This window comes from Gemmatimonadaceae bacterium (assembly GCA_035606695.1).
In the GTDB taxonomy this organism is placed as follows: Bacteria; Gemmatimonadota; Gemmatimonadetes; order Gemmatimonadales; family Gemmatimonadaceae; genus JAQBQB01.
Window position 1 is genome coordinate 466,577 of record DATNEW010000026.1, and the last position, 24,077, is coordinate 490,653.

A 24,077-nucleotide genomic window follows, 5' to 3' on the forward strand; every position below is an offset into this window, starting at 1 on the left:
GGGTCAGCTCGGGTCAGCTCGGGTCAGATCGGCTCACATGCCGGGTCGTGGGGCGACGATGACTTTCGCGATCGCCGCCGAAAAGAGCGTCCAGCTCTCTACTTCGACGCGCAGCGCTTTGCGGCCATGCGCGGTGATGGAGTAGTACTTCGCGCGGCGGTTGGATTCGGAGAGTCCCCACTCGGGTTCCACGAGTCCCTTGTCCTCGAGACGATGCAGGGCGGGGTAGAGCGAGCCTTCCTCGACGCGCAGCGCGTCGTCGGTGGTCTGCTGAATCCATTTCGCGATGCCGTAGCCGTGCATCGGCCCCCACGACACCGCCTTGAGGACGAGCAGCTCGATGGCCCCGCGCTTGAATTCGAGATCGACGGTGATCGCCGGCACGCCACTCCCTGTTCAGATCTAGGGATAGCATGCTCTTCTTTCCCTTGATTTGCAAGGGGTCGGGGGCGGGTGGGACTGCGTCGAGGACGCATCGATCGTCGGCATGGCGCCGACGCCCAAGCCGAGTTACAACTAGGGAATGCTCATGCGCACTTTCCTTACATTCGCCGTGTGCAGCACGCTCGCGGCTTCGAGCCCCGCCGACGTGCACTCGGCCCGGACAATCTCACAAGCCGCGGACAGCACGACCATCGTGTTTCTCGGAACCGGCACGCCACGCCCGGATCCAACGGCGATGGGCCCCGCGACCGCGGTCGTCGTCGGCCGGCGCACCTTTCTCTTCGATGCCGGCGTCGGCGTGACACGACAGTTCACCGCCGCGAAGTTGCCGCCGGCGAGCATCGCTGCCGTGTTCTTCACGCACCTGCACAGCGATCACACGCTGGGCTATCCGGATCTCATCTTCACGACGTGGACGTTTGGACGTCGTACGCCGCTGCAGGTGTACGGGCCGCACGGGCTGTCGGCGATGACCAACGCGATCTACGAGGCGTGGAAGGCCGACATCGAAGTGCGCACCACGGGTTTAGAACATGCTTATCCGAACGGGTATCGCGTGAACGTGCACGAGATTCAACCGGGTGTCGTCTACGACAGCGGCGGCGTGCGAATCACGGCCATTCCGGTGCTGCATGGATCGTGGAACGAGGCATTCGGCTATCGCATCGACACGCCGGACCGCTCGATCGTGATCTCGGGCGATACGCGCCCGGCACAAAGCATCGAGACGGCGGCGCGCGGCGCCGACGTGCTCATTCACGAGGTGCATCCCGAGTCGGCGGGCAGTACGCCGCCGCCCGCGAACAATCCGGACTGGGCGAAATACTTGCGCGAGTTTCACACGAGCGACGTGGAGCTGGGCAAGCTCGCCGCCGCGGCGCAGCCGAAGACGCTCATCCTCTACCACTTCGGCGCGCACGGCGTCGCCGATTTCGCGGTCACCGCAACGATTCGCGCGCAGGGGTATCGCGGGCGAGTGATCGTCGCGAAGGATCTCGATCGCTGGTAGGCGATCGAGATCCTTCGCTCCGAAATTCCGCCGAAGCAGGCTACGGCTGTTGTCGCCGCAACGGTTGTGGGTCCGCGTCCGTGTCGGACAACTCCGGCAGAGGAATGTCCAGCCAGCGCGCCGCCGCATCGACGCTCGTGAACAACTGCACCGGCCGCCCCATGAGCTGCGCGTAGGTCGCGAAGAGGCGCGCCATCCCGGACGGCTGACCTCTTTTCGGCAGGATCGCGATCTTCGCTTTCCGCGCCACGATCGGACGCTCCGTCAATTCACGAACGAACTTCGGGCTGCGCTCGAACTCGGTGACGTCGCGAAAATCGACCACGGTCGAATACGCGCGATGAAACCTGGGGTCCGCCACGCCGCGCGTGCGGGCCTCGCGCACTTCGGCGTGGGTCAACCGGCCGAAGGCGCGAAGGATCATCAGCCGGCGGCGGGGATCGATGACGTACGAGTAAGGCAAGAATGTCTCGGGGCGGGCAGGTCTCAATTCTAACGACGGCCGTGCCCGGTTCGTAACGCGGAGCCGCGCTACGACGACGCGCGCGCCATCGGCGGGTCCGCCCACTCCTGCTCGTCGGTGAGACTGGGCACATCGCGCTTGGTGACCGCGAGATACGCGACGACGAGCAGGATCGCGACGAGCAGCACGAGACCTACCGTCCCGTCGCCGTATCCGAGCCCGCTGCGATCGCGGGACTTGCCCATCCAATCCGCGAACGAGGCGCCGAGCGGCCGCGTGAGAATGTAGGCGAACCAGAAGCTGAAGACGGCGAGCGTCGAGCGATGCCGATGACTCGCGGGCAGCGCATTCCGCGCGACGTAGTAGATCGCGCCGATGGCGAGAATCGCGATGCCGAACACGATCCCCGAATCGAGGTAGCCCCAATCGAATGTCGTCGCGGTCATGTCGCCGACCGCGGTGCCCAGCGCGAAGGTGGCGATCACGGTGGACCAGTAAAACCATTCGCGGCGGCGCGTCTTGATGCTGTGAATCGACAACGTCTGCTCGCTGCGATACCACCAGGCAAAAATGACGGCGAGCGCGATCGCGAAGCCGATGCTCGACTCGAGATAACCGACGTGCAAGCCATCGTGCACGATGTCGGCGGCCATGGTGCCGAAGATCGCCACCATCAACACCGCGAACCAGTACGTCCACGCGACGTACCGCTTCATGCGAAACTGCAGCGTGATCGCGATGAGGAAGCCGATCCCGCCAACCGCGCCGGCGAGCGCCGGGCTCACGTGACCGAGGAAATCCGAGATGCTCTCGCCGGCGCCGGTCGTGAGGATCTTGACCAGCCAGAAGTAGAAGGTGATCTCGGGAACGCGAATCGGTTCGTCGGAGATCGTGGTGGAGATGGTGGTCGCGGTCGTCATTGCTGCGCGGGTGTGCACCGTCCATGCCGCGCTCTGCATAAAGATTTACTAGCGCGCTCGACCGTAGGCGCTATCGTCCAATCATGACCCCAGCCATGCCACGAACATCGCTATCGATGCTCCTCGTCGTCGCGCTCGCCGCGACTCGGTTGCCGGCGCAAACGCACAGCCTCGTATCGGTCGGCGACCATCGGCTCGACTTCGTTCGAGAAGGCGCCGGCGTGCCCGCGCTCGTCTTCGAGGTCGGACTGTCCGACTCGCTCGATACCTGGCTGCCGCTCGCGCACGCAATGGCACAGTACACGACGACCATCGCCTACTCGCGCGCCGGGTTCGGCCGGTCAGAGTCGGGCTCGAGCGACCACTCGGTACCGCAATCCGCGCGCGACCTGCACGAGCTGTTGCACCGCGGCGGCGTCGCGCTGCCGGTCGTGCTCGTGGCGCGATCGTACGGCAGTTTGATCGCGCGTCTCTACACGTCACTGTATCCCGAGGATGTCGCGGGTATCGTGCTGGTCGACGGCACGCACGAGCAGCAAGTTCGCCGGTTTGGGACGCTCGACAGTACGTATCCGGAAAAGTTCCGGCAGTATTACGATTCTCTAATCCCTACCATACGGTCGGTCCCGGCCGCGGCCGAGACGCGTGAAACGGTGAAGATTCAGGCCGACGGCGCGGTGCCGGGGCTGACGCCGCTGCCCGACATCCCGATCGCCGTGCTCACCAGCATGAAATCCGACGAGTCGGCGCCGTACGTGAACGGAACGGCGCGCGGACATGTCGTGTGGCGCGCGCTGCACGACGAATGGTTTCAGCGCTCGCGCAACGGGATGCATCTCGAGACGACGCACAGCGGACACGGAATTCAGGACGACGAACCCGAGCTGGTGGCGATGGCGATTCGCTTCGTGCTCGACCGCGTGCGAGCGAAATGACGTGACCTGGGTCACCGCGCTCACCCGGCTCCTCGAGCTCACGGAGTAATCGGCTTCAGCGGCCCATGCCTTGCCTTTCCGACACGTGACGATGACGTCGTATGACGGAGAGGGAAACAGGACATGCACAAGAAGCTCATCATTGCCGCGCTCGCCGCGGTTGTCGCGGGATGCAGCTCGACCGATTCGGTGTCGCCGACGGTCTCGCTCACCGGTAGCTACTCGCTGCGATCGATCAACGGGCAGAACCTGCCGGTGCAGGTCTCGGACGGCCGTGTGCTGACCAGCGACGTGCTGTCGCTCAATGACGACGGCACGTTCAGCGACGATGCGCAGTTCAGCGACGGGACCGTATCGATCGAGCAGGGATTTTTCAGCGCGTCCAACGGGGCCATTCAATTCCAGGATGCGCAGACGGGCCAGACGTTCTCGGGATCACTGAGCGGATCGGTGCTCACGGAGTTCTTCCCGAACGGGCCGACGGAAGTGTATCAGAAGATGTAATACCTTCGTTCGTCATCCCGAGCGGAGGCGCGAAGCGCCGAAGTCGAGGGACCCCCGTCTCAGCGGAGCGCTGCATATCGCTCCTCCGCCGGGACGGGTCCCGCATGCGCCCAGAGCGCACCCGGCTGCGTTGCGCGCGACGAAAGCTCTTATCTCACCGCGCCCCGTGCCCCAGCTCTGAATCCAGCTCCCGCAACGCCGCGTCGTAGTACGGATCGCGCGGCGCGAGCTCACGCGGCAACGGCGGCGGCGCTTTCCTGCGCGACGACCCCGAGAAGAAAACCCCACGCGCGACGCGAAACACCACGTACGCCGCCACGCCGACACACGCGAGCTTGAGCGCCATGACGGCGAGACCGATCAGCGCGCCGACGAGACCCAACGTCGTCGCCAAAACAATGATCCCAAGCGGGATCGCGATGGCGAGCCCGACCACGACCTTGACCAGTGTCCACAGAATACGCATCGATCCTCCCCGTCCCTCGCGGTCCTGATGCTCGTGCTGCCCAGAGTCCGTACGAGCCGGCCCGCCGGCGGTTTCAGCGGTTCAGCCAGTACGACATCTTCACCAGGAAGGTGTTCGCGGGATGCAGCGCAAACAGACTGCGCACGTCGCCCCGGAAGTCATCGCGGGTCGCCACATCGCCCGTCCCCTGGCGGCCCTCGTTCCAGACGACGAACAACGTCGAGCCCGGCCGATACTCCCAGCGCAGCACGAGATTCGACTGCAGCTCCTTGAAGTCGAAGCCGCCGGGATTGCTCGTGACCGCCGCGTCGTTGAACGCCGCGTACCGCGCGTCGTACGCATCGGCGCGCGGCGTCGCCGAAAGCTGTCGAACGTTCGAGTAGGTGCCCTTCGACACGAACGGCTGGAGATACGCCTGCAATGACAACGTCGGCGTGAAGGTGTAGTTGAGACGCATCGTCAACGACGTGGTCGTCTGATCGAGATGCGCGAACGTGTAGTGCGAGCCGACCGTGTCGGTGAACAGCCCGTACCACTGGTTGTCGGTCACGTTGTGCGTGTAGTTCAGCGAGAGCGCCGAGCTGAAACGGCCGAGCATTTTGTAGTCGAGCTCGGGGCTCACGTTATTCGACCAGTTTCGACCGTTCGCGCCGCGGAACCAATTGAAGCTGAGAAATGGCACCAGCGACCGTCGATCGTTGCCGTTGATCGACAACCACGGCGCGAGATACGTGTCCTGCCGCACCGCGGGACCGCCGCGCGCGGCACGATCGTCGAACGTGGTACCGAGCTGCCCGAGAGTCCCGCCGGTATGCACGCCCCAGTTGTTCTTGAGCGTGATGTGCGTGTTCGTGTTGTACGCGGCTTCCTGCGCCAGGCCGTTCGCCGACCAGTACTGCCACCAGTTGTTGTTCCACTGAAAGCGCTGATAGAAGAGATGCTCGCGGCGGTCGAAATAGCCGACCCAGGTGTTCCACGATTGCTGGTCGGCGCGGCGAAGAAACCCGAGGTCGTTGATCTCGAATCCCGGCGAGCGGCGCTGATACGCGCTCTCGAACAGGAAATGCTGCCCGCCGACCTTGTCGAACTTGAGCTCCTCGGCATCGCCGCCCAGCGCCGTGCGAGTGGAATCGTACGGCAGCCCGGCGTCGGGGCGCTGGTAGTCGTGGACGGAATTGGTCTGTAACCGATTGATCGCCGCGCTCGAGCCCTGGACGCGGCTCTCGTCGAGCGACCCTGAAAATTCATATGTATTCTTGAAGAATCGATGTCTAAAGTCCACCGCCGCCGCATACGCCGAGGACGGCAGGAACGGCGACGACCACGTATCCATCTGGCGGTTGACGGCCGTGACGATGCCGCCGAACGTGGTGAGGCCGCCGCGAAGATCCTGCGTGGCGCGCACCACCGAGAAGTTCGTCCGCGGCTCGTACGTCGTGTCGCCGGGGCCGGTCGCCTCCTGCGTCACCGCGTCCAACGCGCCGAGCGTGAAGCCATTCGCCGAACGGCCGGTGAGCTTGGCCGCGCCAAGAATCGTTGTCGGCGTGAGCGGCACGGTGTCGCCGTAGAATCCCGCGAGCTCCGGCGTGCGCCCGATGCGCCGGCTGTAATACAGTCCCTCGCTCGAGCAATTCACCTGGCTGCAATTGACGTCGAACCGAAACAGACCGCGTCCGGCGACGAAGAACGGCCGCCGCTCGTCGAAGAAGGATTCGTAGGCCGATAGGTTGAGCACCGCGGGGTCGGACTCGACCTGGCCGAAATCGGGATTCACCGTCGCGTCGAGCGTGAGATTCGACGCTACCCGATAGCGAAGATCGCCGCCGACCGAGACGTTCGACTGGTTGGTGAACCGGTTGTTCGTGATCGCCGCCGCGCGCTTCGTCACGGCGTAGGGCAGGGCCTCGAGCCGTCGCGGCGCCTCGAGATCGTTCAACCCATCGAGGTCGCCGAGCTGCGAGATGAGATCCGGCTTCGCCTGGCTGAAGCTCGGCCAGCTCACGCGTTCGTTGTATCGATAGATGTCGCGATCGATGGTGAAGCCAAACGTGTGCGTGCGATCGCTGCTGTATCGCATCTGCGATAGCGGAATGCGAAACTCGGCCGTCCAGCCGAGCGAATCGATCGTCGTCGCGACGTCCCAGACGGCGTCCCAGGCGCCGTCTTCGTTGCCGCCGTTGTACACCGCCTGGTCAATCTTGACGCCCGCCGCGTTCACGCCGAACTCGTAGCCCGTGCGCCGGTCGTGATACGAGTCCACGAAGAGCCAGATCATGTCTGACGGCGTGAACGTATCGCGCCGCTCGAGCAGGCGAATGATGCTGTCGGGATGCGCGTCGAACGCCCGCACGAACACGTAGAGATTCGCCGCGTCGTAGGCGACCTTCGCTTCGGTGCGGAAGCGCGGCGCTTTGCCTTCGGTCGGCTGCCACTGCGTGAACTGATCGATCGTCGGCGCCTTGCGCCAGATCGCGTCGTCGTCCTTGCCGTCGATGACCGGCGGCACCGCGGCGCGAATGGCGGTCGTGCCGCGCGAAACCTCGACGACGTGCGTCGTATCGCGGAGCTGAGGACCGAGCCCAAGAGTAGCGACGAACAGCAATGCGAACATGGACGTCTCGCGAGCGAATGAGTGCAGGTGGAGCGAACGGCGCACATTCGACAGCGCCGAGCCGCGGTTCGTTGGGGAGGGAATCCGCCAACGAGATGAGACACCACGACGGGCGGAAAGGTTGAAATTTCAGCATACGAGCTCGAAAAGGCCCTCAACGCGTCCTCAAGGGGCCGAAACTCGCCGTCAACCGGTCCGTACGTTGTCCGAACGAACTTTCCTACCTGACAACGAGGGCCCATTGCTCGCAGTCGAGCTTGCCGGCGTCACCAAGCGCTTCGGCGCCGTGACCGCCGTCGACGACGTCTCCCTCCAAATCGAATCCGGCGAGATCGTCGCCTTTCTCGGCCCCAACGGTGCGGGAAAGACGACGACGATCGACATGCTCCTGGGGCTCGCGCGGCCCGATGCGGGCCGCGTCAGCGTCTACGGCGATACACCGGCTGCCGCGATCGAGCGTGGGCACGTCGCCGCCGTGATGCAGAACAGCGGATTGCTCAAGGACTACACCGTGCGCGAAACGGTGACGTACATGTCGTCGCTGTTCGCCAAGTCGCAACCCGTTGGCGAGGTGCTCGACCGCGCCGGGATTTCAGAGATTGGTGATCGCGCCGTCGGAAAGTGCTCGGGTGGCGAGCAACAGCGCCTTCGCTTCGCGCTCGCGCTGTTGTCCGATCCGCGTCTGCTCATTCTCGACGAGCCGACGACCGGCATGGACGTCGAATCGCGCCGCGGGTTCTGGTCGACCATCCGCGACGACGCGGCGCGCGGGCGTACCGTGATGTTCGCCACACATTATCTCGACGAAGCGGACGCGTACGCCGACCGCATCGTGCTCATTCGCCGCGGACGCATCGTCGCCGACGGCACCACGGCGGAGATCAAGAATCTCGCATCGGGGCGCACCGTGCGCGCGACGCTGCCGAACGCGGACGTCGCTGGCCTTCGCACGATGTCCGGCGTGATGAACGTCGAGACGCGCGGCGACACCCTGCTCGTGCAGTGCGCCGACTCCGACGCCGTCGCGCGGCATCTGTTGACCACCACGCCGGCGCGGGACCTCGAGATCTCATCGAGCAATCTCGAGGAGGCCTTTCTCACGCTCACCGCCACCGCCGACCCGGCGACTTGAATCCCATGACTGCTGACATCGCACTGCCGGCCGCGTACGACGATACGGCGCATCGCGCGCCCGCGCTGGGCGGTTTCAATCTGACCGCGCTCCGGCTGGAGGTGCGGCGGGTGCTGCGCAATCGCCGGACGTTGATGTTCGTGCTCGTGTTCCCGAGCATGTTCTTCTTCATGTTCCGCGGCTCGGTGTCGCGGAGCGCCGCCGGCAGCGACGTCGCGCTTGCGTATTTGCTCATTAGCATGTCGGTATACGGCGCGATGGTGGGTACAACGGCCGGCGGCGCGGCGGTCGCAGTCGAGCGCAGCGTCGGCTGGAGCCGCCAGTTGCGCCTGACGCCGCTCTCGCCGACGGCCTACATCGCGATGAAAGTCCTCACCGCGATGGTGCTCGGCCTCGTGGCCGTGGTCGCGGCGTACACCATCGGCGCGATTTCCGGCGTGCACATGAGCCCTCGCGTGTGGCTCCTGTCGGGATTGGGCGCGTGGGCCTCGTCGCTGGTGTTCGCGGCGTTCGGCTTGTTCATGGGCTTTCTCCTGCCGTCCGAGAACGTGATGCAGTTCGTCGGTCCGCTGCTCGCCGTGCTCGCGATGTTCGGCGGCTTGTTCATCCCGCTGCAACTCATGCCGCCGCTCGTTCAAACGATGGCGAAGTTCAGCCCGGTGTATGGCGTCGGTCAGCTCGCGCGTGCGCCGCTGATCGGCGGACTGACGGCCACGGGGATCGCCGGCATTGTCGCGTGGACGGTCGTCTTCGCGCTCGGCGCGGCGGCGTTGTTCCGGCGCGACACGGCGCGGGTGTGAGCGCGCGCAGCGCTCCGCCGCTTGTCATTGTCATCCCGAGCGAAGGCGCACAGCGCTCCGCCTCTTGTCATTGTCATCCCGAGCGAAGGCGCGTAGCGCTCCGCCTCTTGTCATCCCGAGCGAAGGCGCGTAGCGCCGAAGTCGAGGGACCCCCGTCCCGACGGAGGAGCTGTCCTCCGCAGAACGCATTTCACTGTACCCCTCGGCGGACAACGCCGCGCCGCGCCCTCGACTCGTGATTCGATAACTCGCTGCACCGCATGCTGTTGCCAGCGTGCTCCTGCGCGGCGCCAAATCTGCCTTGCTCGCCGGCATGACCACGCGCACTCTCCCCCGAGTCGTCGCGGTCGCCGTAGTACTCACCTCGTTGGTCACCGGCTGTGCGTCGTCGGGGACACTCGGCGTACCGCCCGGAACCATCCTCGCGACTGTGATCGCGAATCTGCCGCGGAGCAGTAGTTCGAACGGCTCTTCCAGCGGCTCTTCGAACGGCGGCTCCGCTCCCGCACGTTCGCGAATTCCCGCATCGCCCGCCGCGTCGGCGCGCGTGGCGAATCTGCTTCACTTCGCCGATTCGTTCGTCGGCGTGAAGTACACGTGGGGCGGCAACTCGCCGCGCGAAGGATTCGACTGCTCGGGATTCACCAAGTATGTCTTCGCGAAGCAAGGCATCACGCTGCCGCGCACGTCGCGCGAGCAGGTGCGCGCGGGCTCGCCGGTCGCTGCTGATTTCCGCGCGTTGCGTCCCGGCGACTTGATGTTGTTCGCCGAGCCGGGGCAGGCGATCTCGCACGTGGCGATCTATGCGGGCGATGGACGAATCATCCATTCATCGACCGCGACAGGCGGCGTGGGCTACACGGATTTGAACACCGGCGGCGAGTGGTTCGTGCAGTACTTCGTGGCGGCGCGGCGCGTGGAGTAATTGTCATCCTGAGCGGAGCGAAGGACCCCTCAGCCGCCGAGGAGAGCTCCGCCGTCGGGACGGGGGTCCTTCGACTCGCTGACGCTCGCTCAGGATGACACGGGATGCTGACGCTCGCTCAGGATGACACGGGATCCTGACGCTCGCTCAGGATGACAGGGGACGCTGACGCTCGCTCAGGATGACCTGGCGACCCCAACTGGTCCGACGGCCCGGGGTATGCGTTTACCTCAACCGTACGAGGCGAACGACAAGGCGCGCGTGTCCGACATCACACGTCGGGCGAGGCCGCGCATTCCATCGACTCCGTAGACGCAGACGCCGTGAACCAATACTCCGACATCGTTGCGGGCGCCAAGGGTGTGCTCGAGTCCAACTGGCGTGAAGGTCGTAACGACTGTGGAGTCGAGTTCGGTTATACCTGCCCCGACTCCGCCAAATATCCCGACCAATTCTTCTGGGACTCGTGCTTTCACGCGCTGGCGTGGAGTCGCATCGATCCCGCGCGCGCGATGCGCGAGCTGCGCACGTTGGCCGCATCGCAGCAGTCATCTGGACTGATCGGTCATACGACGTTCTGGCTTGGACCCTGCCGGCCGGCGCGCGCGTTCACGTACAACATGATCGAGCGCACCGCGTTTCAAACCGCGACGATTCAACCGCCGCTCCTCGCCTACGTGTGGGCCGAGGTGGCGGAACGTGCGGGCGATGCGGCGTTCGCCGAGGAAGGCCGCGCAACGCTGTCGCGATTCCACGAGTATCTCGATCGCGAGCGCGCCGACGCCGACGGCCTGCTCGGCATATTGCAGCCGGACGAAACCGGCCTCGACGCATCGCCGACGTACGACATTCCGCTTGGCTGGCGCAGCCATCCGAAGGTTGGCTTTCTCGCGCTGCAGCACTTCAACCGCCGTCGCGGATACAACTATCGTCGCGTCGTTGCCGACGGTGGATTCCACGCCACGGACGTTCTCGTGAACACGGCCTGGATTCTCGCGTGGGAAGGGCTGGCGAGACTTGGACTAGCATCGGCGTCGCGCCGCGCCGAGCAGTTGACCCAGGCACTGGTGAAGCGGCTGTACAATCCGAAGAAGGGATTCTTCTTCGCCGAAGGACCCGACGGCAAGCAGATCGACGTGAGCACGTGGGCCGGCCTCGCGCCGCTGGCGCTCGCGAATCTGCCGATGGAAGTCTCGCAGCGCCTCGTTCATGAGCATTTGCTAAATCCCGAGCGCTTCTGGCTGCGATATCCAATCCCCAGCACCGCGGCCTCGGAGCCGAGCTTCGTGCCCGGCGACTCGCGCTATCTGTGGATCGAACGCTATTGGCGCGGTCCGACCTGGATGTTCACGACGTGGTTCATCGTGAACGGGCTCGTTCGTCTCGGTTGCGATGCGGAGGCCGCGGATCTCGTCGATCGCACGACCGATCTCGTCGCACGCTCCGGCTTCCGCGAGTATTTCAATCCGCTCACCGGCGAGGGGATGGGCGCCAAGCGCTTTGGCGTCACGACCATCGTTGCCGAGTGCGCGGCGCTCGCGCGTGAGACGCTGGGAGAGCGGCGCGCGATTGCGTGAGTTGCGCACGCGGCGCCGTTGTCATCCCGAGCGAGCGAAGCGAGTCGAGGGACCCCCTTCTCAGCGGAGCACTGCACACAACTCCTCCTCCGGGACGGGGGTCCCTCGACTTCGGCGCTGCGCGCCTCCGCTCGGGATGACCATACCGCGCTGCGCGTTTCCGCGATAGCGTGCGCTAGTTCTTCTTCGCCCCGCTGAACTTGTACACCACGCCACCCCGCATCACGAACACGACGCGACGAACCGCGGCGATGTCCGCGACGGGATCTCCATCCACCGCGATAATATCGGCATCGTAGCCTTCGCGAAGACTGCCCAGGCGATCGCCCATGCCGATTGCATCCGCGGCGAGGGAGTTCGCCGAGACGAGCGCCGCCATGGGCTGCTGGCCGCAATGCTCTACGCGCCCGATGAATTCTTCCGCGTTGCGGCCGTGCGCGCCCGCGGTGGCGTCGGTCGAGAACACCACCTTCGCGCCTGATTTGACGGCCGTCGAGCAGATCGCGAAATCGAGTGGGAGATCGCGCTGCATGATGTCCAAACCCTCCTGCGTCATACCGCTCGCCCGATAACGCGGCGCATTCGCCAGGTAATTCTGCACGACGAGTCCAACCTGCGGCCCCATGAACGCGCCGGCGTGCACGATCGCGTCGATGTCCGCCTGCGTGCCGTACGTCACGTGCTCGATCTGCCGGCAGCCCGCGCGCGCCGCCGCGCCCGCCTGCGAGCGATACGCATGCACCATCGTGCGCAGCCCGAGGGACGCCGCTTCGCTGCATAAGACACGCAGTTGTTCTTCGGTGAACGTCGGCCCCGCGCCGACGCGCTGGCTCTTCGAGGCGAAGATCTTGATGAGATCCGCGCCTTGTTCCGTTCGCCGGCGCACGAGCGCTCGCAGTGAGTCGGCGGAAAGCGATGAATCACCCTGAATGGGCGCGAGCGACGTGAGCACGCGCGGGCCGGGGAAGCCGCGATCGCGAATCATGTCGCGAATCGGCCCCTCGGAAAACGCGCCGACGGATTGCACGGTGGTGAACCCAGCCATGAGCGACATCCACGCGTTGTTGGCGATGCCCAGTGCCGCCTCGGCGGGCGACTCGCCGCGTCCCGCGACATTGCCGTTGCGATCGAAGTGCGAGTCGAGATGGACGTGCGTGTCGATCCAGCCGGGGAGCACGGTGTAGCCGCGCAAGTCGATGATGGTTGCGCCGCGCGCGGGCGCGGCGGTCGTCGACGTGATCTTGCCTCGATCGACCGTGATGGTTGCGTTGCGAACAACGCCGCCGCGGCCGTCGAGCGCATGGTCGGTGAGGATGACAGTCTGCGCGCCGAGCGACGCGGCGGCGAGCGAGAGAGGGAGAGCGAGAGCGAGAGCAAGGACGAGGCGCATCGTGGGATGTACAAATCGATGGGCCGCCGCGCAATCCCGCTGTGTCGCCCCTCGAAAGATTCCTTAACTATTATGACGCGCGGAGACCCGCCATCGTCTGTGCGGAAGCCTCCACGTCCATCGCCCATCGCCCATCGCCCATCGCCCATGCCCGAAGAAATCGAGCTCGACACCGACAAGCTGCGCGAAACCATCGACGACGAAATTGAGAAAGTTGAAAAGGCCGGCGCCGCGATGCTGCGCTGGGTCGCGCTCTACACCGCGGTGCTCGCCGCCGTCACCGCCGTCGTGTCGCTGCACGCGGGATCGACCATCAACGAGGCCCTCGTACTCAAGAGCGAGGCGACGTCGTTTCAGGCGCAGGCGTCCGATCAATGGGCCTTCTATCAGGCCAAGGGCATCAAGGGCGCGATCGCCTTAAGCGCCGCGCAGAGCTATGCCGCGGCGGGTCGTGCAGCACCCGACTCGCTTGCCGCGCAGGCCGCCCGATATACGAAAGAGCAGGGCGAAATTCAAACCGAGGCGCGCAAGCTCGAGGCCGAGCGGGATGCGCGTTCGCACGAAGCCGACTCGCTCTTGGAGCACCATCACCATTACGCATTCGCCGTCGCGCTCCTGCAGGTCTCCATCGCACTCGGCGCCGTCGCCGCGCTTACCCGGCAGAAAGCCGCATTCGGCATCTCGATCGTTGCCGGCGTCGCCGGTGCGGGACTGGCGCTATTCACCGCGCTGAGCGCATAGGCCGAAACGTCAACCGGCGCCACCCGGCGCCACCCGGCGCTAGCCGGCGCTCAGCACTTTCCCACTGCTCCACCCAACGACGCCCTCGCCGTCGTCGACTTTCCACCACTCGCGATCCTTCGCGAGCTCGGGCCCGTCGACCACCACTACGCCAGTTCCGCGCGGCAGCGTTCCGACCACCCGCGCGGCAAGGCTCGCTGCGGCGCGTACGTTGCCGTCCTGGGTGAACACGGCCATTTCTCCGACGGCGAGCGCACGCGTGCGCAAGCTCTCGAGCGCGGCAAGGTCGCCGGCCGTGCGATCGCGATCGACGATCGTCGAAATGCCGTTCACAGTTCCTTTATCTGTATACTGCCATAAGGCCTGTTGGTGCCAGCCGCCCGGAATCGTCGGCGCGTCCGCGTAGCTGGCGATCCACAGCGGGCACTTCGACGCGAACGCGTCCGCGTTGCCGGTAATCTCCTTCCACGCCGAGGGATAGGTGTAGATCATCGGCGCGACGCTCAGCGCGGCTTCGACGGCATCCACGAACTCGCCGATGCGTCGCACGACGTTCGCCGTCGAATACGTGATCGGTCCGGCGCCGTCGCCGGGTGCTTCGACGTCGAGGGCCGGGAGCAGGTCGCCCGGCTGCGGATGTCCCGTCGCTTTGAGGAACGACGTCGCCTGCAGTGCCGGATCGGCGTCGTGCCGATAAAAGTGATAGACGCCGACCACGATTCCGGCGTCGCGCGCGCCGCTCACGTTGATCGTGAATGTGGGATCGATCCAATCCGTGCCCTCGGTCGCCTTCACCATCGCGAACGAGATGCCCGCGCGCTTCACCTTCGTCCAATCGATCGTGAGGTTGCGGTGCGAAACGTCGACGCCTTCGAGCTCGGCCACGGCAGACTCCCATGATTGCCGGCCCTAACTAGAGCATCGCGCGTACCGCGCTCGGCGTCCATCCAGCGTACCGGCGCATCGCCCGCACGAAGTGCGAGTGGCTCGAGAATCCGAGCTCGTGCGCAACGGCCGACAAGTTCGCGCGCGTGGCGTTGTTCTCGAGATGCTCCATCGCCGTCCGCACCCTGAGCTCATTGCGATACTCGTGCATCGTTCGCCCGGTGCACGCCCGGAACACGCGGCATAGATGGTATGCCGAGGTTCCCAGCGCGGATGCAATCTCACTCACCGAACGAGTCTCGCGCACGCTCCGTATGAGCTCGACACGCGCGGCATCGGCGAGATCGCCGTGGCGTACCGCCGACGAGCGGCGGCGCGCGCGCGACCGCGGCGCATCGGCGTACGCGCGGCCGATCGCCGACTCGACAATCCCGATCACCGCCTCTTCACCTTCCAACGCGTCGAGCTCTCCGCGCAGCGCGCGGCGGAGCAACGCACGCTGCCGCATGTACAGCGTGGTCGAGCTGGGCGCCCGTTGGAACGTGAATGGTCGATTGGAGTCCGCGGCCTCGGGGTCGAGCCCGCGCACGATCTCGCGCGCCACATCCGCCGACACACCAAACCAGTCGCAACGGTCGCCGTCCGGCGATTCCGCGAAGCGCTCGTATTCCTGAGAGGCATTGTAGATCGTGACGACCGACGGATCCGCGAGAAAGGCGCGCGATCCCGCGTGACGAATCCACACGCCGGTGCGCGGAAACACGACGATGCTTCGCTCGATCGGGCCCGTGTCGCGAAACGACGGATACGTCGCCGGACATCGAAACACGCCGATCGCCGCGCGCGATGTGTCGAACACCGTCGTGTCGACAAAGTCCTTACGAGCGCCAATCGAGCAACGACGTGCAAGCGCATCTCGCGTGCTCGATGCGAGATTCGTCATGACCATAACCCGCAGCCATTCCCCATGCGCAGAATCACCGTCGCTCGCGCCATCGTGTTCGTCGTCGCTCCCGCGCTGTTGCACGCGCAATCCTCGACGCCAGCCGCGCCGGCCGCGGCACCTCCAGCCGCCGACCTCCAACGAGCCGCCCAGGCCTTCAATGCCTCGGACTGGAGCACGGTCCGCTCCGCATACGAGGCCCTGGCCGCGGCATATCCACAACACGCCCTGTCGCGCTTTCGCGTCGGCGTCGCCCAGCTCCAGCTCGGCGACCTGAAAAACGCGGAGATCAATTTGCGCCGCGGCGAATCGCTCGGCATCCCCGCCGCGCAGGCCGCATACCGCCTGGGGCAATTGTTCGCCGATCGCGGCCAACCGGACTCCGCGATTGCCGAGCTGCATCGTTCGGCAGATAACGGCATGTTCGTTCCGGTTCCAGCACTTAAGAGCGACGCGCATCTCGCATCGCTCCTCGCCGATCCGCGCTGGCCCGCCGTGCTCGATGCGTTCGACGCCGTCGTCCAACCATGCAAGCACGATCCACGATTTCGCGAATTCGACTTCTGGGTCGGCGATTGGGACGTGCGCCCGACCGGCCAGCCCGCGAATGGTCCGGCGGCCCGCAACACCGTCACGCTCGACGACGGTGATTGCGTCGTCACCGAACACTGGAGTGCGCCGAGTGGATCGACGGGGCGCAGCTTCAACATCTACGATCGCTCATATGGGGAATGGCGGCAGACGTGGGTCGACAACCTCGGTGGCCAGCACGACTATCGCGGTCGTCTCGTGAATGGAAACATGGTTTTCACCGGCACGACGCCGCTTCCGGGCGGAAAGCTCGGCCGCGTGCCGACGCGGCTCACCTTCTTCAACCTCGGCCGCGACTCCGTGCGCCAGTTCTCCGAGACGTCGCCCGATAGCGGCCGTACGTGGCAGACAGCGTACGATCTCATGTACGTTCGCCGAAAGTAAGCTGTCAGGCTGTTCGAGATCGGTTATAATGAGAGCGCGGCACGTTTGGGTTTTGTAGCCGCGCTCCTCTCTCGCCCAACAATCTCTTGTCCAAACTTCGCGTACTTTGCTACGGCGTCTCACTCGACGGGTTCGCCGCTGGTCCCGCTCAGGACCTCGAGCATCCACTCGGCGTCAACGGCTTCGACGTCATGCAGTGGTTCACCCACACGGACGTGTGGCGCCGGATGCAAAACCTCGGAGAGGGAGAGACAGGCGTCGACAATCGCATGGCGCGCGACGCGTTCGAAAATCTTGGCGCGTGGATCATGGGCCGAAACATGTTCGGGCCGGTGCGCGGGCCGTGGCCGGACGAAAGCTGGCGCGGATGGTGGGGCGACGAGCCGCCGTACCACGTTCCGGTGTTCGTGCTCACGCACCACGCGCGGCCGCCACTCGAGATGCAGGGCGGCACCGTCTTTCACTTCGTGACTGACGGAATCGAGTCCGCGCTGAAACAGGCGAAGGCGGCGGCGGGCGATCGCGACGTACGCATCGGCGGCGGAGCCTCGACCGTTCGCCAGTATTTGCGCGCGGGTCAGATCGACGATCTGCATCTCGTGGTGAGCCCCACGCTGCTCGGCTCCGGCGAAGAGCTGTTTCACGGGATCGACCTCCGCGCACTCGGCTACCAGGTCGAGCGACACGTCGCGGGCGAGCGGGCGACGCATGTGTTCATCCGGCGCCACGACTAAACGTTTCTGTCATTCCGAGCCGGAGGCGAGGAATCCTGCCTTTTGGTAGAGCGGCCGAGCCCTCTACCAGGATGCTAGATCCCTCGCGTCGCTCGGGATGACGAATTATCGTACCACGACCTGAAAGATCACGCTCGCCCGCTCGGGCAAATTCGCGGTGACGAGATACGTTCCCGCCTGCGACGCGCGGAACGTCGTGCGCGCGATGCCGGTCGCATCGCTCGTTGTCGTCAAACCGGAGAGCGTGCCGCCGGTCGTCGACCAATTCACCGCCGAGTTCGGGACGGGATTTCCCGGACGGTCGATGACGCGCACCTGAAGCGACAGTGAGTCGCCGACGGCAATCGAGCTCGATTCCGGGCTCACGATCACGATCGACGACGGGACGCCGATGGTCCCGACGAGCCGCAGCGTATCGACGGCGTCGCCCGACGTGATCACGAGCGAGTTGACGCCCGCGGCGTCGCCCAACGTCCAGAGGACCGACGCCACTCCGGTCGAATCGGTGTTCGTCATCGTCGCGGAGAGGCCGCCGTGCCCCGTACCCACCGCCCACGTGACGGGAACACTGTCCAGTCCCAGGCCGGATGACGTCACATGCGCGCGAACGAGAACGGCGCTGCCGGCGGGAAAGGTCGTCGAGTCGCGAAGCTCGGTCGTCACCGTCGCGAACCGCAGAATTGGGGCAACGCCGCTGGCGTCGGACGAGCCGCACGCCGCGGCGAACACGAGTACGCCCAAAAGAATCGGCTTCATGCGGCACCGACACGCAATCGTCCGACCGCCCCCACGTTCCACAACATGAAGATTTCTGAATGTCGTGAGGCTGACGCGGGCCTCAGCCCTTCACGAGCTGACCACACTTGGTGCACATGTACAGCTTGTTCCACTGTGCTTTCTGATCGTAATAGTCATCGCTCTGCTTGCGCACCGTCGTGAGAAAGACCATGAGCGTGATGACGATCGCGGCGACGACGGCGAACTGCCCGGCGGTGGGATTCACGCGCGCGTAGACGAAATAGGCGGCGCCCGCGAGCGGAATGGCGACGAGGATCGTGCGCAGTCGCGCCGAGCGACGGCGCGGCGGCGCGAACCTGGCGATGATCTGTTGCTCGCTCAGTCCGCCGATCCCCGGCTCCGACGACGCAGCGCCCGCGTTCTCGGCATGCCGCACCGCCTCGTAGAACAGATCATCGACTTTGACGAAATCGGCCGCGTTGCACTTGGGACAACGCGCGTCGCCCAGCCCCTCGGGCTTTTCTCCCCCGAGGTTCGCGAACGCGCCCATCAGTGCCTCGAACCCTTCCAGTCCGTCGCCCGGCATGTCAGCCTCGCATGTCTCTCAAATTATACGAAGACGCGGAGGATGAACCCAGGGACCATGCCGCGATTCACGTATTTTTTGCGCAGGCCCTGAGGGAGAGAGCCGAAGTTCCGGATGATGCGCCGGCACTGTGGCGAGCCACAGCGGCAGCGCATGGTCCAGATGTCGTCGTCGGCGATGGTCGTCGAGTAGTCGAAGGTGATCTCGCGGCCGGCGGAAATCGCCGCGACCGCGACGAGATACAGGCGATTTCGCGCCTTGTGCACCGCGGCATTGGGCACGCACGAGTGATTGACGTATCGCGCGGGGCGATCGCCGGGGTCGAGATACGTCTCGGGCCCAAAGCGGTAGCAGTTGTCCATGAAGCTGCCGCGCCGCTTCAGGAGCTCGCGCCAATTCACGAGGCGGCCATCGATCCGCAGAATCGTGTCGCCGGCGACGAAGCGCTCCGTGGCGAAGAGGCCCAGCCCAATCCGGCTCGGCCGCACCTCGACGCCGCCGGTCGAGGTGCTCACGGCCATTCGACCAGCTTGCCGGCGCGGATCTCGATGTCGTCGGCTCGGCGCAAACCGGCGATCTGCGCGCGCCCGAGCAGCTTCACGTGCCGCGAGCGGTCGAGCGCGTCCTGAATGTCCCAAAGCTCGTCCTCGCGGGTGATCCACTCCGTCCCGTGGCGGCGGAGGTCGTACGGCTCGGAATACCAGCGCAGCGTCTTGCGGCCGTCGTTCAGAAAATACTCATGAAAGAATGATACTGCCAATTCTCTAATGTCGCGATAGATCGGCTCGCGATACCGCAACACCGCGTGATTCGTCTTCGTGACGCCGCCCCAGAACCGCCCGCGGCGAAACAGCGCCACCACGTGATCGACGTCGTGGCGGTTGGTCTTGAGATCCATCACGAGCGGCGGCTGGCCGTGGAGCCAGAAGGCCAGCGCCGCCACGAGCGCGCCTTCCATGCAATGCGCCGACTTGCGGCGCAGCGTCGTCAGCGCCGACGAACAGGTCTCGCGCCCGCGCTCGTGGTTGATCGGAATCGTATCGAGATAATCCTGGACCCGCCTCGGGCTCGAGAGCGCCCTGAGCGGCCGCAGCTCGGGCAGCGCGGCGATGCCCGCCGGAGGACGGCGACGATGCCGTACGCGCGTCACTCCGGCGTCACGATGTACTGCTCGATCTTGCCGTCCGGCATCACGAACGTCGACACGCCGTAGTTCTTCGCGCCGCATTGCACCCGGTATCCGCGATACGTCATTCCACCGCGCAGCGAGTACGACGTCTGCTGCACGCCCTTGATCGCACCGCACGACGCCAGGCTCGACGCAAAGTCCTTGATCGCGACGTCGCTGAAGTACGCATTGGCATTCGAGGTGAAAAGCGAACGATCGACCTGGCCGTGCATCAGTCCCGCGAAGACCGACTTCGTTTGTGCGATCGCCTTCTCGGTGGCCGGATCGGTCGTCGAGAAGAGCACATCCTCGATGCGCGACGCGATCACCGACTGCACGTCCGTCGCGAACAGATTCGCGAACACCACCACCGCCATGCGATCGTCGGGAAAGATCGCGTTCTGCGTCGAGAAGCCGGACACCTCGCCGCCATGCGAGATCATGCGGTGCCCGTTGAACGATCCAGTGTAGACCCCGAGCCCGTAACCGGTCGCGCGGCCGTCGGTGAGGATCATGCTGGTCTGCTGTGCGCGATACGACGCGGGCTTGAGAATCGACTGCTTGATCACCGAGATGTCCCAGCGCGCCAGATCGCTCGAGCTCATCGCCAGCTCGCCGGCGGCGAACATCCAGCCTCGGCCTTCCTTCGGCGCGACGCGCGGCGGACCGAGACCAAAACGCTCGTAGCGCTCCGGATCGCCGGGGCCGAGGGCGCCTTCGTCGGTGATCATGACAGAACTCATATGCAGCGGCGTGAAGACGTGCTGGCGCAGGAAGTCGACGAGCGGCATCCCGGTCACCTTCTCGACGATGACACCCGCGATCACGTAATTCGTATTGCTGTACTGCCACTTGCTGCCGGGGTCGAAGTCGAGCGGCTTCTTCGCCCACTCGTCGAGAATCGCCTGCGCCGTCACGGGCTTGAGCATCGGCGGCATGACGTAGTCCTGCGGCCAGTAGTCCTGATAGCCCGACGTCATCGACAGGATCTGGCGAATCGAGACTTCGTTCGCGCGCGTCAAATTCGGCAGAAACTTCGCCACCTTGTCGTCGAGCGACAGCTTTCCCTGTTCGGCAAGCAGCAGGACCGCCGTCGCCGTGATCTGCTTGCTCACCGACCCGATGCTGTAGCGCATGGAGGGCGTCGCGGGCAGCGGCGGTGAGAGCCGCGCCATCCCGTACGCGTTCGTGTACGCAATCTCCCCATCCTTCACGACGGCGATCGACACACTCGGCGCACCGCGCGCGGTCATCTCCTGCTTGACGATGCTGTCGATGCGGGCGCGCATGGCGGCGGGCAGCGTGGCCGTTGCCTGCGCGTGGACGACCCATGCCGGGCCGGCGATCAGCGCGGCCGCGAGGAGGACACCGCGGCGAATCGAATCGGACATTGAAACTCCCATGGCGGATTGCGGGCGAACAGCGACCGCCATGGAAGATATCGAATGTCCGCCACCGACACGACCGCTATTCGGCTCGCAGCGCTCCCGCGGGATCGACGCGCGCCGCGCGCAATCCGGGCACGAGCGACGCGATGATCGCGAGCGCGATGAGCAGCACGGTCGCGCCGATCATCACGCTTGGATCGCGCGGCGTGACGCCGAACAGGAACGCGCCGACCAGCTTGCCGCCGATCAACGCCGCCGCGACTCCGATCGCCGCGCCGATCCCGACCGTGCGCGCGCCGTCCGCGAGCACGAGATCGAGAATGTCCCTGGTCCTGGCGCCGAGCGCGATGCGAATGCCCATCTCGTTCGTGCGCTGGCTCGCGCCGTATGCCACGACGCTGTAGATGCCGAATCCCGCGACGATGAGTGAGAGAATTCCGAACGCCGTGAACAGCGACGCACCCAGGCGCCACGGCCTCAGCTCGCGCGCCATGAGGTCGCTGAGCGCGCGAACCTCGACGCCGTCCGACGCCGGCATCAGCTCGCGGATGAGACGCTCCGCCGCGGCCCGTACTTCGCCGGCACTGTTCCCGCTCACGCGCACCTCGAGCGTCATCGGCGCGCTCTTCTGCTGCTGCAGCGGGCGATAATACATCATCGATCGTGCTTCGATGATGCGTCTCGCGTGCGCGTCGCGCGCCACGCCGACGACCGTCACGCACGGGCCGTCGCGCTTGCCGAACATCAGGCATTTGCCCAGCGGCGACTCCGCGGGCCACACCGCGTGCGCCATCGTCTCGTTGATGACCACCACCAGCGGTGCTCCCTCGCGATCGCCAGCGCCGATGCCGCGCCCCGCGACGAGCGACATTCCAGTCGCCGCGAAGAATGATGGACCGATGGAATTCCCAGCCGGCGTGCCGAACGGCCCAATGCGCGGCAGCGAATCGCGGCCGGGCACGAAGACCTCCTGAAAGGTGATGCCCTCCATCGGCGCGTTCGAGGAGAGCGACACGTTCGTCACGCCACGGACGCGACGTAACTGATCGACGAGCGCCGGCATGGCACGCCTCAGATCCTCGCCGTGTGCGAACGCGCCGTCCGGAAAGGACGGTTGGAGAAACAACAGTCCATTACCGTCGTAGCCCAGTGGAATCGTTTCGACGTTGTTCAAGCTGCGGAGGAACAAACCGGCACCGACGAGCAGCACGATGCAGAGCGCCGTCTGTACGACGAGCGAGAAGCCCCGCAGCCGCGACGCGTGATACGCCGCATCACGATTGCCCGCGCGCAGCGCGTCGATCACGTTGGTGCGCAACCCATTCAGCGCGGGAAAGACGCCCACCGCCAATCCAACCACGATGCTCGTGGCGAGAATGAACATCGCGGTGCGCCATTCCACGACAGGCGTGGACCAGTGAATGCCGGGCAACATCAGGCGGCGCAGCGCGGTGCCGGCGACTTGCGCGACGACCGTCGCGACCGCGCCGCCGACGAGTGCGAGCGTCACGCTCTCCGTCGTCATTTGCATCAACAATCGTCCGTGCGAGACGCCGAGCGCGCGGCGGACGGCAAGCTCGCGGCGCCGGCGCGATGCGCGGAGCAGCAAGAGATTCACGACGTTCGCGCAGGCGATGACGAGCACGATGAGCGCAATCCACGACACCCGCTTCGCTACGATCACCTCGGCGGCAGGCTTCGCCGGTCCGAGCGCGCTCACGATCGAACCGTCAAGCACTTCGGCTCGCGGGTCGTCGGCCATGTATTGCAGGTGGACGCCGCGATAGGCGTTCGTCGCGCGACCCAGGAATGCACGCTCGTCGACGCGGGGGCTCAATCGCGCGACGACGGTCACCATGGAGCTCATGTTGGTGTACCATGGGCCGCTCGCGCCCATGAACTGTCCGATGTGCGTGTTGAGCGGAACCCAGACGTCCCCTGCATCCAGATCGAGGCCGCGGAAATGGCGCGGCGTGACGCCGACGATCGTGAACGCGCGCTGGCCGATCTTGATCTTGCGGCCCAACACGCCAACATCGCCGTTGAAGCGCGAATGCCACAACGCGTCGCTGATGACCGCGACGAACGTGGGCGTTTCGATCGCGGTCTCGTCGCCCGCAAAGAAGCGGCCGATTTGCGCGCGCATCGAGAGGACGTCGAAGTAGTTGCCCGACACTTCGGTCACACCGGCATGCATCCGTGCGCCGTCGATCTCCATCGTGGCGGAGTCCGGACCGCTCGCCGCGGCGAGTGGAACGCCCGGATTCGCGGCCGCGATGGCGCGATAGGCCGGATAGGTCACCGTGGGCCATGCCCGCGGCGCTTCACGAGGATCGCTGGAATGCGCAAGGTGATACAGCCGCCGCAGCGCGCGCGGCGCGGGGACGCCGGCGGGCGTGCGCAGGAACATCGCGTCGAAGATCGAGAACATCGCCGCGTTGACGCCCACGCCCAGCGCGAGCGTGATGACCACCGCCAGCGTGAACGCGGGCGTGCGGCGCAGCGCACGAACCGTGTACGTCAGATCCTGCCGCAGGCGATCGAGCCACCGCAGCGCCGACGTTTCTCGCGTCGCCTCGCGGTAGTAGCTCGCGTTGCCGAATTGCCGGGGCGAGGCATGACCAGCCTGCGCCTGCAGCTCGCGATGGAACTCCATCTCGCGCTGCACGTCGGATGCGTACGCTTCGCCGCGCCACAGGACGCGCAGCCGATGAATGGTGCCGTGGATGAACGACATCGATGT

24 protein-coding genes are annotated in these 24,077 nt (G+C 65.5%); 10 read left to right on the forward strand and 14 right to left on the reverse strand.

Annotated elements, in window-relative coordinates; all coding sequences use genetic code 11:
* Positions 1–33 precede the first annotated feature (33 nt).
* Positions 34–384, reverse strand: coding sequence for a PadR family transcriptional regulator (locus tag VN706_12985; protein ID HXT16545.1), 351 nt, complete (start codon positions 382–384; stop codon positions 34–36).
* Between the two features lie 145 nt (positions 385–529).
* Here VN706_12985 and VN706_12990 point away from each other — a divergent pair, with 145 nt between their 5' ends.
* Entirely contained in the window at positions 530–1,453 is a 924-nt protein-coding gene (locus tag VN706_12990) for an MBL fold metallo-hydrolase (protein ID HXT16546.1), read from the forward strand.
* Positions 1,454–1,493: 40 nt separating this feature from the next.
* Here the strand turns inward: VN706_12990 and VN706_12995 are convergent, their stop codons facing one another.
* Entirely contained in the window at positions 1,494–1,916 is a 423-nt protein-coding gene (locus tag VN706_12995; protein ID HXT16547.1) for a hypothetical protein, read from the reverse strand.
* Between the two features lie 68 nt (positions 1,917–1,984).
* Positions 1,985–2,836: a hypothetical protein gene (locus VN706_13000; GenBank protein ID HXT16548.1), complete on the reverse strand. Its 852-nt coding sequence runs from the start codon at positions 2,834–2,836 to the stop codon at positions 1,985–1,987.
* Between the two features lie 95 nt (positions 2,837–2,931).
* Between VN706_13000 and VN706_13005 the strand changes: the two genes are divergently transcribed.
* Together VN706_13005 and VN706_13010 are read left to right on the forward strand one after the other, a co-directional pair.
* On the forward strand, positions 2,932–3,771 hold the full coding sequence (locus tag VN706_13005; GenBank protein HXT16549.1) for an alpha/beta hydrolase: 840 nt from the start codon (positions 2,932–2,934) through the stop codon (positions 3,769–3,771).
* A 123-nt stretch (positions 3,772–3,894) separates the two neighbouring features.
* Positions 3,895–4,275, forward strand: a complete 381-nt coding sequence (locus VN706_13010) for a hypothetical protein (protein ID HXT16550.1) — start codon at positions 3,895–3,897, stop codon at positions 4,273–4,275.
* Positions 4,276–4,429: 154 nt separating this feature from the next.
* On the opposite strand, the gene VN706_13015 is transcribed toward VN706_13010, so the two are convergent.
* Positions 4,430–4,741 (reverse strand): hypothetical protein, encoded by a 312-nt coding sequence (locus VN706_13015; GenBank protein ID HXT16551.1) that lies wholly within the window; start codon positions 4,739–4,741, stop codon positions 4,430–4,432.
* 73 nt (positions 4,742–4,814) lie between these two features.
* Positions 4,815–7,352: a DUF5916 domain-containing protein gene (locus VN706_13020; protein HXT16552.1), complete on the reverse strand. Its 2,538-nt coding sequence runs from the start codon at positions 7,350–7,352 to the stop codon at positions 4,815–4,817.
* 241 nt (positions 7,353–7,593) lie between these two features.
* Between VN706_13020 and VN706_13025 the strand changes: the two genes are divergently transcribed.
* From VN706_13025 to VN706_13040, 4 genes are all read left to right on the forward strand, one after another.
* Positions 7,594–8,484 carry an ABC transporter ATP-binding protein gene (locus VN706_13025; protein HXT16553.1) on the forward strand — a complete coding sequence of 297 codons (891 nt, stop codon included), beginning with the start codon at positions 7,594–7,596 and terminating at the stop codon, positions 8,482–8,484.
* Positions 8,485–8,489: 5 nt separating this feature from the next.
* Positions 8,490–9,284 carry an ABC transporter permease gene (locus VN706_13030; GenBank protein HXT16554.1) on the forward strand — a complete coding sequence of 265 codons (795 nt, stop codon included), beginning with the start codon at positions 8,490–8,492 and terminating at the stop codon, positions 9,282–9,284.
* Between the two features lie 313 nt (positions 9,285–9,597).
* Positions 9,598–10,209 carry a C40 family peptidase gene (locus VN706_13035; protein HXT16555.1) on the forward strand — a complete coding sequence of 204 codons (612 nt, stop codon included), beginning with the start codon at positions 9,598–9,600 and terminating at the stop codon, positions 10,207–10,209.
* Positions 10,210–10,532: 323 nt separating this feature from the next.
* Positions 10,533–11,786 carry a hypothetical protein gene (locus VN706_13040; protein ID HXT16556.1) on the forward strand — a complete coding sequence of 418 codons (1,254 nt, stop codon included), beginning with the start codon at positions 10,533–10,535 and terminating at the stop codon, positions 11,784–11,786.
* A 175-nt stretch (positions 11,787–11,961) separates the two neighbouring features.
* On the opposite strand, the gene VN706_13045 is transcribed toward VN706_13040, so the two are convergent.
* Positions 11,962–13,176: an amidohydrolase family protein gene (locus tag VN706_13045; protein ID HXT16557.1), complete on the reverse strand. Its 1,215-nt coding sequence runs from the start codon at positions 13,174–13,176 to the stop codon at positions 11,962–11,964.
* Positions 13,177–13,323: 147 nt separating this feature from the next.
* Here VN706_13045 and VN706_13050 point away from each other — a divergent pair, with 147 nt between their 5' ends.
* Positions 13,324–13,917: a DUF4337 domain-containing protein gene (locus tag VN706_13050; GenBank protein ID HXT16558.1), complete on the forward strand. Its 594-nt coding sequence runs from the start codon at positions 13,324–13,326 to the stop codon at positions 13,915–13,917.
* Between the two features lie 39 nt (positions 13,918–13,956).
* Here VN706_13050 and VN706_13055 read toward each other — a convergent pair whose 3' ends face one another.
* Positions 13,957–14,802, reverse strand: a complete 846-nt coding sequence (locus tag VN706_13055; GenBank protein HXT16559.1) for a GH25 family lysozyme — start codon at positions 14,800–14,802, stop codon at positions 13,957–13,959.
* Positions 14,803–14,830: 28 nt separating this feature from the next.
* Positions 14,831–15,745, reverse strand: coding sequence for a helix-turn-helix transcriptional regulator (locus tag VN706_13060; GenBank protein HXT16560.1), 915 nt, complete (start codon positions 15,743–15,745; stop codon positions 14,831–14,833).
* A gap of 24 nt (positions 15,746–15,769) precedes the next feature.
* Between VN706_13060 and VN706_13065 the strand changes: the two genes are divergently transcribed.
* Positions 15,770–16,720, forward strand: coding sequence for a hypothetical protein (locus tag VN706_13065; protein ID HXT16561.1), 951 nt, complete (start codon positions 15,770–15,772; stop codon positions 16,718–16,720).
* Positions 16,721–16,806: 86 nt separating this feature from the next.
* Positions 16,807–17,454 (forward strand): dihydrofolate reductase family protein, encoded by a 648-nt coding sequence (locus VN706_13070; protein HXT16562.1) that lies wholly within the window; start codon positions 16,807–16,809, stop codon positions 17,452–17,454.
* Between the two features lie 105 nt (positions 17,455–17,559).
* On the opposite strand, the gene VN706_13075 is transcribed toward VN706_13070, so the two are convergent.
* The 6 genes from VN706_13075 to VN706_13100 form a co-directional block, all read right to left on the reverse strand.
* On the reverse strand, positions 17,560–18,210 hold the full coding sequence (locus tag VN706_13075; protein ID HXT16563.1) for an Ig-like domain-containing protein: 651 nt from the start codon (positions 18,208–18,210) through the stop codon (positions 17,560–17,562).
* Positions 18,211–18,292: 82 nt separating this feature from the next.
* The gene (locus tag VN706_13080; GenBank protein HXT16564.1) at positions 18,293–18,778 is read right to left on the reverse strand and encodes a hypothetical protein; all 486 of its coding nucleotides are present in this window, start codon (positions 18,776–18,778) and stop codon (positions 18,293–18,295) included.
* A 23-nt stretch (positions 18,779–18,801) separates the two neighbouring features.
* Positions 18,802–19,293 carry an SET domain-containing protein-lysine N-methyltransferase gene (locus VN706_13085; GenBank protein ID HXT16565.1) on the reverse strand — a complete coding sequence of 164 codons (492 nt, stop codon included), beginning with the start codon at positions 19,291–19,293 and terminating at the stop codon, positions 18,802–18,804.
* Positions 19,290–19,928 (reverse strand): hypothetical protein, encoded by a 639-nt coding sequence (locus tag VN706_13090; GenBank protein HXT16566.1) that lies wholly within the window; start codon positions 19,926–19,928, stop codon positions 19,290–19,292. The genes VN706_13085 and VN706_13090 overlap by 4 nt, the downstream gene beginning before the upstream one ends.
* A complete protein-coding gene (locus VN706_13095; protein HXT16567.1) occupies positions 19,925–21,337 on the reverse strand; it encodes a serine hydrolase domain-containing protein in 1,413 nt (470 codons plus the stop codon). Before VN706_13095 ends, VN706_13090 begins: the two co-directional genes overlap by 4 nt.
* A 76-nt stretch (positions 21,338–21,413) precedes the next feature.
* Positions 21,414–24,071 carry an ADOP family duplicated permease gene (locus VN706_13100; GenBank protein HXT16568.1) on the reverse strand — a complete coding sequence of 886 codons (2,658 nt, stop codon included), beginning with the start codon at positions 24,069–24,071 and terminating at the stop codon, positions 21,414–21,416.
* Between the last annotated feature and the right edge of the window lie 6 nt (positions 24,072–24,077).

Coding starts and splice junctions, on each gene's coding strand:
- VN706_12990 (HXT16546.1), top strand. CDS start 530: ATGCGCACTTTCCTTACATTCGCCGTGTGCAGCACGCTCGCGGCTTCG.
- VN706_13045 (HXT16557.1), bottom strand. CDS start 13,176: ATGCGCCTCGTCCTTGCTCTCGCTCTCGCTCTCCCTCTCTCGCTCGCC.
- VN706_13035 (HXT16555.1), top strand. CDS start 9,598: ATGACCACGCGCACTCTCCCCCGAGTCGTCGCGGTCGCCGTAGTACTC.
- VN706_13030 (HXT16554.1), top strand. CDS start 8,490: ATGACTGCTGACATCGCACTGCCGGCCGCGTACGACGATACGGCGCAT.
- VN706_13075 (HXT16563.1), bottom strand. CDS start 18,210: ATGAAGCCGATTCTTTTGGGCGTACTCGTGTTCGCCGCGGCGTGCGGC.
- VN706_13050 (HXT16558.1), top strand. CDS start 13,324: ATGCCCGAAGAAATCGAGCTCGACACCGACAAGCTGCGCGAAACCATC.
- VN706_13095 (HXT16567.1), bottom strand. CDS start 21,337: ATGTCCGATTCGATTCGCCGCGGTGTCCTCCTCGCGGCCGCGCTGATC.
- VN706_13065 (HXT16561.1), top strand. CDS start 15,770: ATGCGCAGAATCACCGTCGCTCGCGCCATCGTGTTCGTCGTCGCTCCC.
- VN706_13080 (HXT16564.1), bottom strand. CDS start 18,778: ATGCCGGGCGACGGACTGGAAGGGTTCGAGGCACTGATGGGCGCGTTC.
- VN706_13015 (HXT16551.1), bottom strand. CDS start 4,741: ATGCGTATTCTGTGGACACTGGTCAAGGTCGTGGTCGGGCTCGCCATC.
- VN706_13000 (HXT16548.1), bottom strand. CDS start 2,836: ATGACGACCGCGACCACCATCTCCACCACGATCTCCGACGAACCGATT.
- VN706_13020 (HXT16552.1), bottom strand. CDS start 7,352: ATGTTCGCATTGCTGTTCGTCGCTACTCTTGGGCTCGGTCCTCAGCTC.
- VN706_13005 (HXT16549.1), top strand. CDS start 2,932: ATGCCACGAACATCGCTATCGATGCTCCTCGTCGTCGCGCTCGCCGCG.
- VN706_13100 (HXT16568.1), bottom strand. CDS start 24,071: ATGTCGTTCATCCACGGCACCATTCATCGGCTGCGCGTCCTGTGGCGC.
- VN706_13060 (HXT16560.1), bottom strand. CDS start 15,745: ATGACGAATCTCGCATCGAGCACGCGAGATGCGCTTGCACGTCGTTGC.
- VN706_13010 (HXT16550.1), top strand. CDS start 3,895: ATGCACAAGAAGCTCATCATTGCCGCGCTCGCCGCGGTTGTCGCGGGA.